This is a genomic window from Ilumatobacter nonamiensis YM16-303 (assembly GCF_000350145.1).
Taxonomy (GTDB): Bacteria; Actinomycetota; Acidimicrobiia; order Acidimicrobiales; family Ilumatobacteraceae; genus Ilumatobacter_A; species Ilumatobacter_A nonamiensis.
Genome location: NZ_BAOL01000233.1, coordinates 1 through 13,708, shown reverse-complemented (window position 1 = coordinate 13,708; position 13,708 = coordinate 1). Strand labels below are relative to the sequence as shown.

16 protein-coding genes are annotated in these 13,708 nt (G+C 67.3%); 13 read left to right on the top strand and 3 right to left on the bottom strand.

Annotated features, from left to right (window positions below; all coding sequences use genetic code 11):
• Positions 1–70: 70 nt before the first annotated feature.
• The gene (locus tag ON45_RS18235) at positions 71–652 is read right to left on the bottom strand and encodes a YdeI/OmpD-associated family protein (RefSeq protein ID WP_040495806.1); all 582 of its coding nucleotides are present in this window, start codon (positions 650–652) and stop codon (positions 71–73) included.
• A gap of 113 nt (positions 653–765) precedes the next feature.
• On the opposite strand from ON45_RS18235, the gene ON45_RS18230 reads away from it, so the two are divergent.
• Positions 766–1,377, top strand: a complete 612-nt coding sequence (locus tag ON45_RS18230) for a ClpP family protease (RefSeq protein WP_040495804.1) — start codon at positions 766–768, stop codon at positions 1,375–1,377.
• Complete coding sequence (locus tag ON45_RS18225) at positions 1,374–2,021, top strand: ClpP family protease (RefSeq protein ID WP_040495802.1); 648 nt, start codon at positions 1,374–1,376, stop codon at positions 2,019–2,021. The genes ON45_RS18230 and ON45_RS18225 overlap by 4 nt, the downstream gene beginning before the upstream one ends.
• On the opposite strand, the gene ON45_RS18220 is transcribed toward ON45_RS18225, so the two are convergent.
• Positions 1,965–2,312, bottom strand: a complete 348-nt coding sequence (locus tag ON45_RS18220) for a helix-turn-helix domain-containing protein (protein ID WP_083915144.1) — start codon at positions 2,310–2,312, stop codon at positions 1,965–1,967. The genes ON45_RS18225 and ON45_RS18220 overlap by 57 nt on opposite strands.
• A 29-nt stretch (positions 2,313–2,341) precedes the next feature.
• Entirely contained in the window at positions 2,342–3,121 is a 780-nt protein-coding gene (gene fabI / locus ON45_RS18215; RefSeq protein WP_040495800.1) for an enoyl-ACP reductase FabI, read from the bottom strand.
• 56 nt (positions 3,122–3,177) lie between these two features.
• On the opposite strand from fabI, the gene npdG reads away from it, so the two are divergent.
• The 11 genes from npdG to ON45_RS21860 all read left to right on the top strand — a co-directional run.
• Positions 3,178–3,876 (top strand): NADPH-dependent F420 reductase, encoded by a 699-nt coding sequence (npdG, locus tag ON45_RS18210; protein ID WP_040495821.1) that lies wholly within the window; start codon positions 3,178–3,180, stop codon positions 3,874–3,876.
• 16 nt (positions 3,877–3,892) lie between these two features.
• The gene (cysS, locus tag ON45_RS18205) at positions 3,893–5,011 is read left to right on the top strand and encodes a cysteine--tRNA ligase (RefSeq protein WP_040495799.1); all 1,119 of its coding nucleotides are present in this window, start codon (positions 3,893–3,895) and stop codon (positions 5,009–5,011) included.
• A 96-nt stretch (positions 5,012–5,107) separates the two neighbouring features.
• Positions 5,108–5,869, top strand: a complete 762-nt coding sequence (locus ON45_RS18200; protein WP_051063345.1) for a lysophospholipid acyltransferase family protein — start codon at positions 5,108–5,110, stop codon at positions 5,867–5,869.
• A gap of 68 nt (positions 5,870–5,937) precedes the next feature.
• Positions 5,938–7,953, top strand: a complete 2,016-nt coding sequence (thrS, locus tag ON45_RS18195; RefSeq protein WP_051063344.1) for a threonine--tRNA ligase — start codon at positions 5,938–5,940, stop codon at positions 7,951–7,953.
• Entirely contained in the window at positions 7,953–8,480 is a 528-nt protein-coding gene (locus ON45_RS18190; RefSeq protein ID WP_051063343.1) for an HIT family protein, read from the top strand. Before thrS ends, ON45_RS18190 begins: the two co-directional genes overlap by 1 nt.
• Before the next feature lie 320 nt (positions 8,481–8,800).
• Positions 8,801–9,268 (top strand): hypothetical protein, encoded by a 468-nt coding sequence (locus ON45_RS18185; RefSeq protein WP_040495794.1) that lies wholly within the window; start codon positions 8,801–8,803, stop codon positions 9,266–9,268.
• A 10-nt stretch (positions 9,269–9,278) separates the two neighbouring features.
• On the top strand, positions 9,279–9,971 hold the full coding sequence (locus ON45_RS18180; RefSeq protein ID WP_051063342.1) for a CDP-alcohol phosphatidyltransferase family protein: 693 nt from the start codon (positions 9,279–9,281) through the stop codon (positions 9,969–9,971).
• Entirely contained in the window at positions 9,971–10,903 is a 933-nt protein-coding gene (locus ON45_RS18175; protein ID WP_051063341.1) for a phosphatidylinositol mannoside acyltransferase, read from the top strand. The genes ON45_RS18180 and ON45_RS18175 overlap by 1 nt, the downstream gene beginning before the upstream one ends.
• Positions 10,900–12,009, top strand: coding sequence for a glycosyltransferase family 4 protein (locus ON45_RS18170; RefSeq protein WP_241432247.1), 1,110 nt, complete (start codon positions 10,900–10,902; stop codon positions 12,007–12,009). The genes ON45_RS18175 and ON45_RS18170 overlap by 4 nt, the downstream gene beginning before the upstream one ends.
• A gap of 84 nt (positions 12,010–12,093) precedes the next feature.
• Positions 12,094–12,999 carry a M48 family metallopeptidase gene (locus ON45_RS18165; protein WP_040495790.1) on the top strand — a complete coding sequence of 302 codons (906 nt, stop codon included), beginning with the start codon at positions 12,094–12,096 and terminating at the stop codon, positions 12,997–12,999.
• Positions 12,999–13,708: DUF3048 N-terminal domain-containing protein (locus ON45_RS21860; RefSeq protein WP_148288764.1), on the top strand; the 710-nt coding region annotated here is incomplete at its 3' end. The genes ON45_RS18165 and ON45_RS21860, both read left to right, overlap by 1 nt.

Below are 13,708 nucleotides of genomic sequence, written 5' to 3'. Positions count from 1 at the left end.
CGCGCACGGAGCGCCGGAACTGTTCACGAGTTGGCGGTCATGCCTCGAGCGACACCGATCGGGGCCGAGTTCAGCGGTCGCGGAATCCCTTGCCGTCGAGGATCTTCGGCGCGTACTTGTCGATCCGTGACCGTCGCGTCGTCGCCTGCTTGGCGTCGGAGAAGTACAGGTTGTACTCCCGCTGCCGTCCGGGCGTGAGCGCGTCGAAGGCGGCGCGGAACTCCGGGTCTCGATCGAGCCGCTCCTGGAGCTCCTCGACCGGTTCGAGTGCGGGCGGAGGGCCGACTTCGATGCCCGCGTCCTCGACGTCGATCGCAGCCGCGACGAGCCGGCGAACGGTGTCGGCGAGCCGGTTCACGTCGTCGACCGAGGTGAACTCGATGCGGCGGGCGGAGCGGGAGTTCGGTCCCTGCGCCTGCAGGACCTCGTCGGGATCGTCCAGCAGGGCGCCCTTGAAGAACATCAGTGCGAGGAAGTTCTTCATCTCCTGCATGATCGCCAGGTTGCGTCCGTCGTCGCTGTAGCACGGCTTGCCCCACTTGATCTCCTCGTCGAGGCCGCAGTCGAGCAGGATCGAGCGCAGCTCGGCGATCTCGTCCGGCCAGCCTTCGGCGTGCTCCAGATACGTGTCGACGTCGGGGTAGTGCTCCACACGGCGAAAGCTAGTGGAGGCCCGATCGACCGGTGGGCGCGAGGGTGCGAAACCGCCTTCTGCCCTCGGCGAAAATGTGTCGCAACCCTCCCGGCCACCGTCACGCTGCCCGCATGCACCCGACACAGAATCGCCCGATCGGCGAACGACTGCTCGATGCCCGGATCGTGATGCTCACCGACGAGGTGACCGACGCAACCGCCGACTCCGTCATCGCCCAACTGCTCGCCCTCTCGGCGGACGACCCCGAATCGGACATCTGTCTGTTCATCAACTCGCCGGGCGGATCGGTGCTCGCGGGGCTCGCCGTCTACGACGTGATGCAGCTCGTCCCGAACGACGTGGTCACCGTCGCCGTCGGGTTCGCCGCGAGCATGGGCCAGGTGCTCCTGTGCGGTGGTGCCGCCGGGAAGCGATTCGCACTGTCGAACGCCCAGGTGTTGATGCACGAGGGGTCGGCGGGGATCGGCGGTTCGGCATCCGACGTCGAGATCCAAGTGGCCAACCTGGCGGCCACGCTCGACCGGCTGAGGTCGATCATCGCCCGGCACACCGGACGCCCGATCGAGCAGGTCGTCGACGACGTCGGACGGGACCGCTGGTTCGACGCCGAGGAGGCGCTCGAGTACGGCTTCGTCGACCGCATCGTCGAGTCGCTCGACGCGATCCTGCCGCGACGAGTGGTGCGCCGCGTCGGCGTCGTAGCCGTCGGCGGTGCGGCGTGAGCAGCTACACGATTCCGACGGTGATCGAATCGACGCCGCGGGGGGAACGGGCCTCGGACGTGTACAGCCGGCTGCTGGCCGACCGGATCGTGTTCATCGGCACGCCGATCGACGACGGAGTGGCGAACGTCGTGGTGGCGCAGCTGCTCCACCTGGCCGCAGTGCATCCCCGCCAGGACGTGCAGCTCTACATCAACTCGCCCGGCGGATCGTTCACGGCGATGATGGCGATCTACGACACCATGCGCTACATCGCTCCGGACGTGGCGACGCTGTGCGTCGGCCAGGCTGCGTCGTCGTCGGCGATCCTGCTGGCGGCCGGGGCGCCGGGCAAGCGCGCCGTGCTGGAACACGCGCGGGTCCTGCTGCACCAGCCCCACAGCGAACTCAGCCGCGGATCGATGAGCGACCTCGCGCTCGAAGCCGCCGAGCTGGCGCGAGTCCGGCACGAGGCCGAGTCGATTCTTGCCCGCCACACCGGACACGACATCGAACGCGTCCGGGCCGACACCGAACGGGCGCTGGTGCTGTCGGGGGAGGAGGCGGTGCGCTACGGAGTCGCCGATGTGGTTCCCGAACCGACGTCGTCACGCAGCCAGGAGTTGGACGCCACCACCGCGCTGCGCCCGCCCGTCGACGCGTAGCCGATCGGCCGAGCGGTCGAGCACGTCGGCCAACGGAAGATCGAGTGCATCGCAGATCGCACCGAGCACGTCGGACGACACCTCCTTGCGCCCGCGTTCCACCTCGGAGAGATACGGCAGCGACACCGCCGCGCTCTCCGCCACGTCGGCGAGCGTGCGCTCCTGCTGCTGGCGTTCGTCTCGAAGCACCTCGCCGATCACGGTGCGCAGCCGCGGCTCCGGCCGGGGTTCGTCACTTCGATCCGGCTCGTCCCGGTGCCGATTCGACGGGAACGGGAGCACGTTGCTCATCGCCGCGACACTAGTCCGACGGCCCGACGTCACGCCCCGATGGCGTGGTACCCGCCGTCGACGTGCACGATCTCGCCAGTCGTCGCCGGGAACCAGTCGGACAGCAACGCGATCACGGCGCGGGCCACCGGTTCGGAGTCCTGGACGTCCCAACCGAGCGGTGCCCGGTCGTCCCACGTGTCCTCGAACAGTGCGAAGCCGGGAATCGACTTCGCGGCCATCGTCTTGATCGGACCCGCGGCCACGAGGTTGGAGCGGATTCCCTTCGGGCCGAGTTCCTTGGCGAGGTAGCGGTTCACCGACTGCAACGCCGACTTCGCCACGCCCATCCAGTTGTACGCGGGCCAGGCCTGCTGGTTGTCGAAGTCGAGGCCGACGAACGCTCCGCCGTTCTCCATCAACGGGACGAACGTGTCGGCCAACATCTTGAGCGAATAGGTCGAGATGTGCATCGCAATGGCGACGTCGTCCCACTGGGCAGCCATGAAATCGTCGCCGAGACACGCCTCGGGTGCGAAGCCGATCGCGTGGAGCACGCCGTCGACCCGACCCCACTTCGCGTCGACCGCGGCGCGGACTGCATCACCGTGTTCGGGCATCGTCACGTCGAGTTCGAACACGTCGACGGCGCCATCGCCCGGCACGTTCAGCTTGCGGGCGGTGCGCTCGGTGAGCCGCAGTGCGCGCCCGGCTCCCGTGAGCACGATCTCGGCACCCTGGTCGAGCGCGAGTTGCGCGACTCCGAAGGCGAGCGAGGCGTCGGTGAGGACGCCGGTGATCACGATCTTCTTGCCGTCGAGAAGTCCCATGGTGCCGAACGTAGCGGCCTTGTGCCGCTCCGGGTGCGATGTGCCACGCTGGGGCGGTGAACGACCGGACGACCGACGCGACGACCAGCCGTGCGAGCATCGGGATCCTCGGTGGAACCGGCCCGGCGGGAAGCGGACTGGCCGCACGGCTCGCCAGCATCGGCCACAGCGTGACCATCGGGTCGCGATCTGCAGATCGTGCGTCGGCGACCCGAGACGAACTCGCGGAACGTTGGCCCGACATCGGTGATCTCCTCGCCGGCGGCGACAACGCTGCAGCTTCCGATGCAGACATCGTCGTCATCGCGACACCGTGGGACGGGGCCGCAGCCGTCGCTCAGGAGAACGCCGACCTCCTCGACGGCAAGATCGTGATCTCGATGGCGAACGCGCTCGTCCGTGTGAACAAGGAGTTCCAACCGCTCGTCCCGCCGCGGGGGAGCGTCGCCGCTCACGTCCAGGCCGCCGTCCCGCGTTGCCGACTCGTGGCCGCGTTCCACCACCTGCCGGCAGCCGAGCTCGGCGAGATCGACCACCCGATCGACTCCGACGTCCTCATCTGCGGCGACGATCCCGAGGCGGTCCGCGAGGTCAGCGCCATGGTCGACGGAATCCCCGGCTGTCGCCCGCTCGATGCCGGACAGTTGTCGAACGCGACGGCGATCGAAGCGTTCACCGCCGTCCTGCTGCAACTGAACGTCCGCTACAAGACCCGTGTCGCTCCCCGGCTGACGGGAATCTCCGACGCCTCCTAGAGGTTGGCCCAGCCCGATGCAGCTCTACGACACCTCCCGCCGCGCCATCGTCCCCTTCGAACCGGACGAGCAGGTGCTCATGTACACGTGCGGGATCACCCCGTACGACGCCACTCATCTCGGCCACGCCGCCACCTTCGTCGCCTACGACACCTTGCAGCGTCACCTGATCGACAAGGGCCACACGGTCACCTGCGTCCGCAACGTCACCGATGTCGACGACCCGTTGTTCGCCAAGGCGCGCGAACTCGGCATCCACTACCTCGACCTGGCCGCCAGCGAAGAGGCGCGCTTCGAACGGGACATGGTGGCACTCAACGTGCTCCCGGTCGCGAGCACGCCGCGCGCGTCGTCCGCGATTCCCGACATCCGCGGATTCATCGGGATGGTGATCGACCGCGGGTACGCATACGAGTCGGGAGGTTCGGTCTACTTCGACGTCTCGAAGTTCGACTCGTTCGGCTCGCTGAGCAACTACTCCGAAGCGGAGATGCTCGCGTTCGCCAAGGATCGTGGCGGCAACGTCGACGATCCGAACAAGCGCAACCAGCTCGACTTCGTGCTGTGGCATCCGTCGGCCCCCGACGAACCGTCGTGGGACACGCTCTGGGGTGCGGGACGCCCCGGTTGGCACATCGAGTGTTCCGCGCTCGCGCTGCGCGAGTTGGGCACGACGATCGACCTCCACGGCGGCGGTGCCGACCTGATCTTCCCGCACCACGAGAGCGAACGCGCCCAGTCCGAGGCGGCGACGGGGGAGACGTTCGTCAAGCACTGGATGCACACCGCCCTGATCTCGATGGACGGCGAGAAGATGTCGAAGAGTCTCGGCAACCTCGTGTTCGTCGATGCGCTCCGCGAGTCGTGGGATCCGCGAGCGATCCGCCTCGGGATCGTCGAACATCACTACCGCACCGAGTGGGAGTGGGACGACGAGCTGATGCCCCGGAATCAGGCGCGTTTGGAGTCGTGGCAGGCGAATGCCCGGTCGAATCTCGAGCTGCTGGACGGCGTGCGGGAACGACTCGACGACGATCTCGACACCCCTGGGGCGTTCGCGCTCATCGACGCCGCCGCGGCCGCGAACGACGGTGTGCTCGAGGCGAGCGAGTTGCTCGGAGTGCCGCTGAACTGATTCGGCTGCTCCCCGTGCCTCGTTGAGCGGTGTGGTTCATCCAGCGTTCACGGGGTGATGACCGTCCGGTGGTATTCGAGGTCTACGGTCCGCGACATGGACACGACCTCAGGCGCCGGACACCTCCAGCGACACACCCGTCGCGTGGCCAAACCCGCGGTCACGAGGCTGTGGAACATCGACGTCTCGGGCTACGAGAAGTTGCCGACGGTCGGTCCTGCGATCCTGTGTCCGAACCACATCAGTTTCCTCGATTCCGCGTTCCTCACGTTCACCGCCCCGCGCAACGTCTCCTTCATCGGCAAGTCGGAGTACATGGATTCCTGGAAGACGAAGTTCCTGTTCCCCGCGATGGGCATGATCCCGATCGACCGGTCGGGCGGGGACAAGTGTGCGTCGGCGCTCGACGCAGCGCGTGAGGTTCTGGAGCGGGGCGAGTTGTTCACGGTGTTCCCCGAGGGCTCGCGGAGCCGCGACGGTTTCCTGCACAAGGGACGGACGGGCGCCGCTCGACTGGCGATGTCGGTCGGTTGCCCGATCTACCCGGTCGGGATCCTCGGGACCGACGCCATCCAGCCTCCCGGCGCGACGATCCCCAAGTTGGGAAGGTCGTGCTCGATCACCGTCGGTGAGCCCATCGACCCCGCGCGATACGCGGGTGCGGACACGGAGCCGCTCGGCTGGCGGGCGATGACCGACGACGTGATGCAAGCCGTCGGGAAGCTGACCGGACAGCCGTACGCCGACCACTACGCCGGCGAAGCACCCGCTGCGACCGAACTCGTCGCCAGCGTGACCCCGATCGGCCGGGTCACGGCGCCGGTGGACATCGAACGCGAACTCGTCGCCGCCGTCTGATTCGGATCGGTGACGGGCAGAAACTCGTCGCCTCGGGCGGATCGGTCCCGCCGTATCCTGGTGGGACCATGTCGAACACCTCCGGAATGATCAACGTCGCACTGCCCGACGGATCCGAACGCGAACTGCCCGCTGCGTCGACCCCGCTCGACCTCGCGGCGTCCATCGGATCCGGTCTGAAGAAGGCCGCCGTGGCGGCGACGGTGAACGGAGCCGAGACCGACCTGACCGCCGAGTTGGCCGACGGCGACGTCGTCTCGATCATCACCAACGACACCGACGAGGGCCGCCACGTCCTGCGGCACTCGACCGCGCACGTCCTCGCGCAGGCGGTCACTCAGCTCTATCCGGGCGCGAAGTTCTCGATCGGGCCCGCGATCGAGAACGGCTTCTACTACGACTTCGACCTGCCCGACGGCCAGACCTTCCAGGAGGACGACCTGGCACGGATCGAGAAGCAGATGAAGAACATCGTGAAGGCGAATCAGCCGTTCACTCGCTCCGAACACTCGATGGACGACGCCAAGAAGTTGTTCGCCGACCAGCCCTACAAGGTCGAGATCATCGAACGTGTCGAGTCCGCCGGTGGCGACGATCTCGACGCGGGTGAGGTCGCCGGCGACGGGATGATCAGCGCCTACCGCAACACCGACGAGTTCGTCGACATGTGCGTGGGCCCGCATGTGCCGACCACCGGTCGACTCCAGCACTTCAAGCTGCAGAAGGTCGCGGGTGCACACTGGCGCGGCAACGAGAGCGGCACCATGCTGCAGCGCATCTACGGCACAGCGTGGGAGTCGAAGCAGGCCCTCGCCGAACACCTGCACCAACTCGAGGAGGCGGCCAAGCGGGACCACCGCAAGCTGGCCAACGAACTCGACCTGCTGAGCTTCCCGCAGGAACTCGGCGGTGGCCTCGCGGTGTGGCACCCGAAGGGCGCGATCATCCGCAAGCTGATGGAGGACTACAGCCGCCTCCGCCACGAGACCGGCGGGTACGAGTTCGTCTACACCCCGCACCTCGCGAACGGGAAGCTGTTCGAGACCTCCGGTCACCTCCAATGGTACGCCGACGGCATGTACCCGCCGATGGAGATGGACAACGGCACCTACTACATGAAGCCGATGAACTGCCCGATGCACTGCCTGATTTTCAAGAGCAGTCAGCGCAGCTACCGGGAACTGCCGCTCCGGCTGTTCGAACTCGGCAACGTCTACCGCTACGAGCGCGCCGGCACCCTCCACGGGCTGCTGCGGATCCGCGGGTTCACCCAGGACGACAGCCACATCTACTGCACCAAGGAGCAACTCGCGGACGAGATCGCGTCGCTCCTCGACTTCGTGCTGTCGGTACTGCGTGCGTTCGGGTTCGAGGACTTCACCTTCAACCTGTCGACCAAGGATCCCGACAAGTACGTGGGCTCCGACGAGATCTGGGACGAGGCGACCGCCGCGTTGAAGGCCGCGCTCGAATCGCACGGTCTCGACTACGCGGTCAAGGAGGGCGACGCCGCCTTCTACGGTCCGAAGATCGACATCGACGTGCGCGACGCGATCGGACGCTCGTGGCAGCTGTCGACCATCCAGGCCGACTTCCAGCTTCCCGAGCGCTTCGAGTTGGAGTACGTCGGTGCCGACAACGAGCGACACCGGCCGATCATGTTGCACCGCGCTCTGTTCGGTTCGATCGAACGCTTCTTCGGCGTGCTCATCGAGCACTATGCCGGCGCCTTCCCGACCTGGCTCGCACCGGTCCAGGTCCGCGTTCTGCCGGTCGCCGAGGCGCACGAGGATCACGTGGAGCAGGTCGTGGCCGAACTCGAAGCGATCGGTGCCCGCGTCGACTGGGTGAAGGCCGACGTCGGGCTCGGCAAGCGGATTCGCACCGCGAAGATGGAGAAGATCCCGTACGTCCTGGTGGTCGGCGACGACGATGTCGCGGCGAACACCGTCGGTGTGAATCTCCGTCACGATCTGGTCCCGGAGGGCGCCGAGGACGTCGAGCGCGATGTGGCGCTCTCGACCTTCATCGAACGATTCCGATCCGAGGTCGACAACGAAGCGACCGCAGCTCTGTCGGCCTGATGCTCGAGCGGATCTGGTCGGGTTGGCGCGCCAACTACGTCGACGGCACCGCACGTCCCGGTGGCGATGAGCCGGGCGTCGCCGAAACGAGCCCGTTCATCGAGCTCCTCGGCAGTGGGAAGTCCGACGAGGCCACCCACATCGTCCATCGCGGACCACTCGTGTTCGCGATCATGAACCTGCACCCCTACACCTCGGGACATCTCCTCGTGCTTCCGTACCGCGAGGTCGCGGATCTCGCCGACCTGACCGCCGACGAGACGACCGAGTTGTGGAGCACGGTCACCGACGCGGTGGCCGCCGTACGGTCGGCGTACACGCCCGACGGGTTGAACGTCGGGCTCAACCTCGGGCGTCCCGCCGGCGGTTCCGTACCGACGCACGTCCACGTCCACGTGGTCCCGCGGTGGACCGGCGACTCGAACTTCATGTCGTCGATCGCGAACACCCAGACTCTCCCCGAATCGCTGTCGGCCGGCGCCGCCCGCCTCCGGCGACACTGGCCCAGTTCATCGACCTCGACCTGAGGTCGAACGCCCACGAGTGGATCGGCACGTGTGACGCGCGCCGCGTGGTCGGCAGGAATGCCGCACCGAGGAGGAGGGCGCCGATCGCGATCCGGATCGAGAAGGTCGTCGCCGACGAACCGGTCGCAGGGAGCAGGCCGGACCCGGAGGTCTGGTCTGGCCCTGAACGGTGAGCTGTGAGACGTACACGTGGTCTCACATCTCACCGGAAGTACAGCACGAACGGTTCCGGTGAGGATCTGGGCGGACACTCCGTCTCACATCTCACCGGAGCCGTTTGCGCGTCGGGGCGGTGCGCGATGGCCCTAGGCTTTTCGACGATGAGTGACGAGATTCGTGACGAGCTGCCGGACGATCTGAATCCGGCCGGATTCGTCGGCGCGTACATGTTCCCCGACAACAGCCGGCGCCGCTGGCCGGGTGTGATCTACCTCGTCGTCGCGGCGATCTGCGTGGCGATCCGCCTCGGGTTCGCCGACTCACCGATCGTCAACGACGGCTGGTACCTGGCAGCGGGAATCCTCGCGTTCGCGGGCATCTTCTCGATCACGTCCGGGTGGCGGATGAGCGTCGACGAGAAGGAAGCCCTGGTCAAGGCGCAACAAGCCGTCGGCTTCGCGGTCGGCCACGCGTCCGCTCAGCAGGTCTGGCGCGGGTTCCGCAGTCGTCCGACCTGGCGCGTCCTCTGCTACTCCGCCGAGGAGCCCCCGAAGGACCGCGGACTCGTACTGGTCGACGCACTCGACGGTTCGATCGTGGAGCAACTCGTCGAAGCGAACCCCGACTAGCCTCGTCACGATGTTCGACGGCACCTTCAGGAAACCGGTCGACAAAGCCGTCAAACCGATCGGCAACGCGCTCCGGCGCACCGGACTGACCCCTGATCACCTCACGATCGTCGGACTCCTCGTCGGCATCGCTGCGGGTGTCGCCATCGGATCCGGGCGCCTCTGGCTCGGTGCATTCCTCGTCGTCCTCGCCGCGCTGCCCGACCTGCTCGATGGCGCTCTGGCCAAGGCGACCGACGCGGCGAGCCAGCGCGGCGCGTTCTTCGACTCGACCGTCGACCGGGTGACCGACATGTTCCTGCTCGGCGGGATCGCGTGGTACCTCGCGACCGACCCGGACTACGGCGACGCGATGCCGATCCTCCCGTTCGCGATCGCCGGAGTGTCGTCGCTCGTCAGCTACCAGCGCGCGAAGGCGGAATCGCTCGGGATCGAGGCCAAGGGCGGGCTGATGGAGCGCGCGGAACGGATCATCGCAATCCTGATCGGGCTGATCATCAACCCCCTCCTCGTGCCGATCCTGTGGCTCATGCTCGTGCTCACGACGATCACCGCGGTCCAGCGGTTCTGGAAGGTCTGGAAGCAGGCTGCCGTCGCTCCGGTCACTCAGGAGCGCATCGAGATGCGCCGCTCACGGCGCGCCAGTCGTCGCGTCCTGCGCACCGAGCGTCGTCGGACGCGGGTCCCGCGCCGCCAACCCTGATGCCGGAACTGACCGACGCGCTCACGACCAACGGCTACAAGATGGCTGCGCTGGCGGCGCGACTGACCCCGGGGCCCCTCGCTTCGGGACTCGCGGTGCCGTTCGGTGCCAGCGCGAACTTCTTCAGCCCCGAGCGTCGCGAGATGATTGAGCGCCATCTGCGCCGCGTCGACCCGACCCTCCGCGGCCTCCGACTCCGGCGTGCCAGCCAGCAGGCGTTCGACTTCTACGCCCGCTACTGGATCGAGAGCTTCCGGCTTCCGACGATGTCCCGGCGGGCGGTCGACCGGGGCTTCACCGACGACGGCTACCCGCAGATCGTCGAGGCGCTCCGAGCCGGAAACGGTGCCATCCTGGCGCTTCCACATCTCGGCGGCTGGGAGTGGGCCGGTCGCTGGATCGCCGATCAGGGTCACCAGATCACGGTCGTGGTCGAGCGTCTCGACCCGCCGGAACTCTTCGACTGGTTCGTCGATCTGCGTTCGAAGCTCGGCATGCACGTCGTGCCGCTCGGCCCGAAGGCCGGGGGAGCGGTGGTGTCGGCCCTGCGCAACAACCACATCGTCTGCCTGCTCTCGGACCGGGACATCGGCCACTCGGGCCCCGAGGTCGAGTTCTTCGGCGAGACCACCACGCTGCCGGGCGGCGCGGCCACCGTGTCGCTGCGAACGGGCGCTCCGATCTTTCCGACCGCGGTGTACTTCACCGACCGTGTCGACGCACATCTCGGGTGGGTGCGGCCGCCGATGTATCCCGATCGGCGGGAGAAGAAGCTGCGCGACGACGTCCACCGGATCACCCAGGACCTCGCCCAGGAACTCGAGATCCTGATCCGCCGCGCGCCGTCGCAGTGGCATCTGTTCCAACCCAACTGGCCTTCGGATCCGGGATATACGGCGCTGGCGTCGAAGGATCGCGCGCGCACGTCATGACCTTGCGTGTCGGCATCATCTGCCCGTACAGCCTGAGCGTGCCGGGAGGCGTGCAGATGCAGGTCCTCGGGCTCGCCCGGGAACTCAGGTCCCGTGGCATCGAGGCGCGGGTGCTCGGACCGTGCGACGGACCGCCGCCCGAGAGCTTCGTCACCCCGCTCGGCAGTTCGCTGCCCACCTCGGCGAACGGCTCGATCGCCCCGTTGGCGCCCGACCCTCCGGCCATGTTCCGGACGCTCCAGGCCTTGACGTCGGAACGGTTCGACGTCGTCCACCTGCACGAGCCGATGGTTCCCGGTCCCGCGTTGACCGCGACGGTCACGCACCGCTATCCGACCGTCGGAACGTTCCATGCTGCCGGGCGCTCGACGAGCTACCGGCTGATCAAACCGTGGCTGCAAGGGTGGATCAAGCGGATCGACCACAAGGTCGTCGTCTCCAAGGACGCGCTCGAACTCGTCCAGTCGCACCTCGGCGGCGAGTACGAGGTGCTGTTCAACGGTGTCGAGGTCGGTCAGATCCGCGAGACCGAGCCGATTCCGCGCGCCCCCGGTACTCCTCCGGCGATCTTCTTCTGTGGGCGACACGAGCAGCGCAAGGGTCTCGACGTTCTCATCGAGGCCTTCACCAACCTCGGGGTCGACGCCGAGTTGTGGATCGCGAGCACCGGCCCGGACACCGCGCGGTTGACCGCCCGGACCGCCGGAGATCCGCGGGTGCGATGGCTCGGTCGGATCACCGACGACGAGAAGTTCGCACGGCTGCGGTCTGCCGAAGTGTTCTGCGCCCCCTCACTCGGCGGAGAGTCGTTCGGCGTCGTACTGCTCGAAGCGATGGCGGCCGGTACCACCGTGGTCGCGAGTGGACTCGACGGCTACCGCAACGTGGTGACCGACGACGTCGACGCGCTGCTGTGCGCGCCCGGTGATGCGGCCGCGCTCGGCGCCGTGCTCGAGCGAGCGCTCACCGACGCCACCATGACCGCCCGGCTCCGGGCGGCCGGAAGCGAGCGTGCCGAGCAGTTCGGGATGGCCGCGTTGGCGGACCGGTACGTCGAGATCTATCACGATCTGGCGCGGAGTCGATCCCGTACACTGCGCCCATGATTCTGCTCTCCGACGACGTCCGGCCACCAGGAGCGCACGTGCTCCGGAGCCGCCCGATCCGTCACGCGCGTCGTTCCTGACCCGATGTCCGACATCGTCAATTCGAACAAGCGTCGGAGCGTCGCGCTCGTGGTCGGTTTCCTCGTCGTCGCCGCAGTGGTCGGCGCGCTCGTCGGTCTGGTAGCCGGTGAGGTCCTGGTCGTCGCCGTCGCATTCGTGGCCGTGGCGGCCGTGTATCTGGCGGTGTCGTTCCGCATGGTCGAATCGATCGCGCTGCGCGTCGGACGCGCCGAACCGGTCGATGCGACGGATCAGCCGCGCCTGCACAACGTCGTCGACGGGCTGTGCATCACCGGAGGTCTTCCGAAGCCGGCGGTCCACGTCGTCGACGACCCGGCACCGAACGCTTTCGTCGTCGGGCGCAGCCCGAATCACGCCGCCATCGCGATGACCTCGGGACTGCTCGAGACGCTGGAACGCGTCGAACTCGAAGGGGTCGTCGCCCAACAGTTGAGCCAGGTCAAGAACCACGACACGCTCGTCGCCTCGCTCGCCGTCACGGTGATCGCGCCGATCTCGCTGCTCGCCGACGTGTTGATCAGGAAGAAATGGTGGAACGGCGGTCGAGTCGAGCGGGCCGGTGACCAGGGAGAACGCTCCAATCCGCTCGCGTACATCGGCTTCGGTCTGCTGGCGTTCTCACCGCTGACCGGGTGGCTGATGCGCACCGTGATCCCACCGAGTCGCGAAACCCTGGCCGACATGAGCGCGTGTCAGGTCACGCGGTATCCACCGGGCCTGATCGCCGCGCTCGAAAAGATGAACAAAGACGTCACAGTGACGCACTCGGCGACCACGGCCACGGCACACTTGTGGATCGAACAGCCCCTGAGCGGTGTCGGCGATGCCGGCAAGCTGGGATCCGTCCACAAGCTGTTCGACACGCACCCACCGCTCGAAGAGCGCATCGCACTGTTGAGGGAACTCTGATGAAGATCAAGCTCGCCGCGGGAATCACCGCGCTCGCACTGGTGGCCGCTGCGTGCGGTGGCTCCGATGATCCGTTCGACGCCGCGATGGCCGAGACGACCACCACGACCACGACGACCACCACGACGACCACCACGACGACGACGGTGCCCGAGACCACGACGACGACGATCGCGCCCGTCGAGGAACCTCTGCGACAGCCACTGACCGGCATGCCGGTCGAGTCGGAGGAGGAACTGCTCACGCGTCCCGCCCTCGTCGTCAAGATCGACAACAACGAAGAGTCCGCACGCCAGAATCACACGGGCATCGCGTTGGCCGACATCGTGTTCGAGGAGATCGTCGAGAATCAGGACACGCGCTTCGCCGCCATCTTCCACACGAACGACGCCGATCCGGTCGGCCCGATCCGTTCCGGTCGATCGCAGGACGTCGACCTGCTCACGTCGTTCGACCAGCCGCTGTTCGCATGGAGCGGTGGCAACCCCGGAGTGACCCAGCTGATCGCCGACTCCTCGTTGACCGACCTGAACGCGACGCGTGGGGGGCGCGGGTACTACCGCGGTCCCGGCTCTGCGCCACACAATCTCTACAACTCGACGCAGGCGCTCTGGGAGCAGACGCCACCGGATCACCCGGGAGCGCCTCCGCAGCAGTACGAGTACGTCCTGCCGGGCGACGAGGTCGAGGGGTGGACTCCCGTCGAGGG

Bases quoted from the DNA above. Each gene is read 5' to 3' on its own strand.
- ON45_RS18230 (WP_040495804.1), top strand. From the start codon at position 766: ATGCACCCGACACAGAATCGCCCGATCGGCGAACGACTGCTCGATGCC.
- ON45_RS18220 (WP_083915144.1), bottom strand. From the start codon at position 2,312: ATGAGCAACGTGCTCCCGTTCCCGTCGAATCGGCACCGGGACGAGCCG.
- fabI (WP_040495800.1), bottom strand. From the start codon at position 3,121: ATGGGACTTCTCGACGGCAAGAAGATCGTGATCACCGGCGTCCTCACC.
- cysS (WP_040495799.1), top strand. From the start codon at position 3,893: ATGCAGCTCTACGACACCTCCCGCCGCGCCATCGTCCCCTTCGAACCG.
- ON45_RS18200 (WP_051063345.1), top strand. From the start codon at position 5,108: ATGGACACGACCTCAGGCGCCGGACACCTCCAGCGACACACCCGTCGC.
- thrS (WP_051063344.1), top strand. From the start codon at position 5,938: ATGTCGAACACCTCCGGAATGATCAACGTCGCACTGCCCGACGGATCC.
- ON45_RS18190 (WP_051063343.1), top strand. From the start codon at position 7,953: ATGCTCGAGCGGATCTGGTCGGGTTGGCGCGCCAACTACGTCGACGGC.
- ON45_RS18185 (WP_040495794.1), top strand. From the start codon at position 8,801: ATGAGTGACGAGATTCGTGACGAGCTGCCGGACGATCTGAATCCGGCC.
- ON45_RS18180 (WP_051063342.1), top strand. From the start codon at position 9,279: ATGTTCGACGGCACCTTCAGGAAACCGGTCGACAAAGCCGTCAAACCG.
- ON45_RS18175 (WP_051063341.1), top strand. From the start codon at position 9,971: ATGCCGGAACTGACCGACGCGCTCACGACCAACGGCTACAAGATGGCT.
- ON45_RS18170 (WP_241432247.1), top strand. From the start codon at position 10,900: ATGACCTTGCGTGTCGGCATCATCTGCCCGTACAGCCTGAGCGTGCCG.
- ON45_RS18165 (WP_040495790.1), top strand. From the start codon at position 12,094: ATGTCCGACATCGTCAATTCGAACAAGCGTCGGAGCGTCGCGCTCGTG.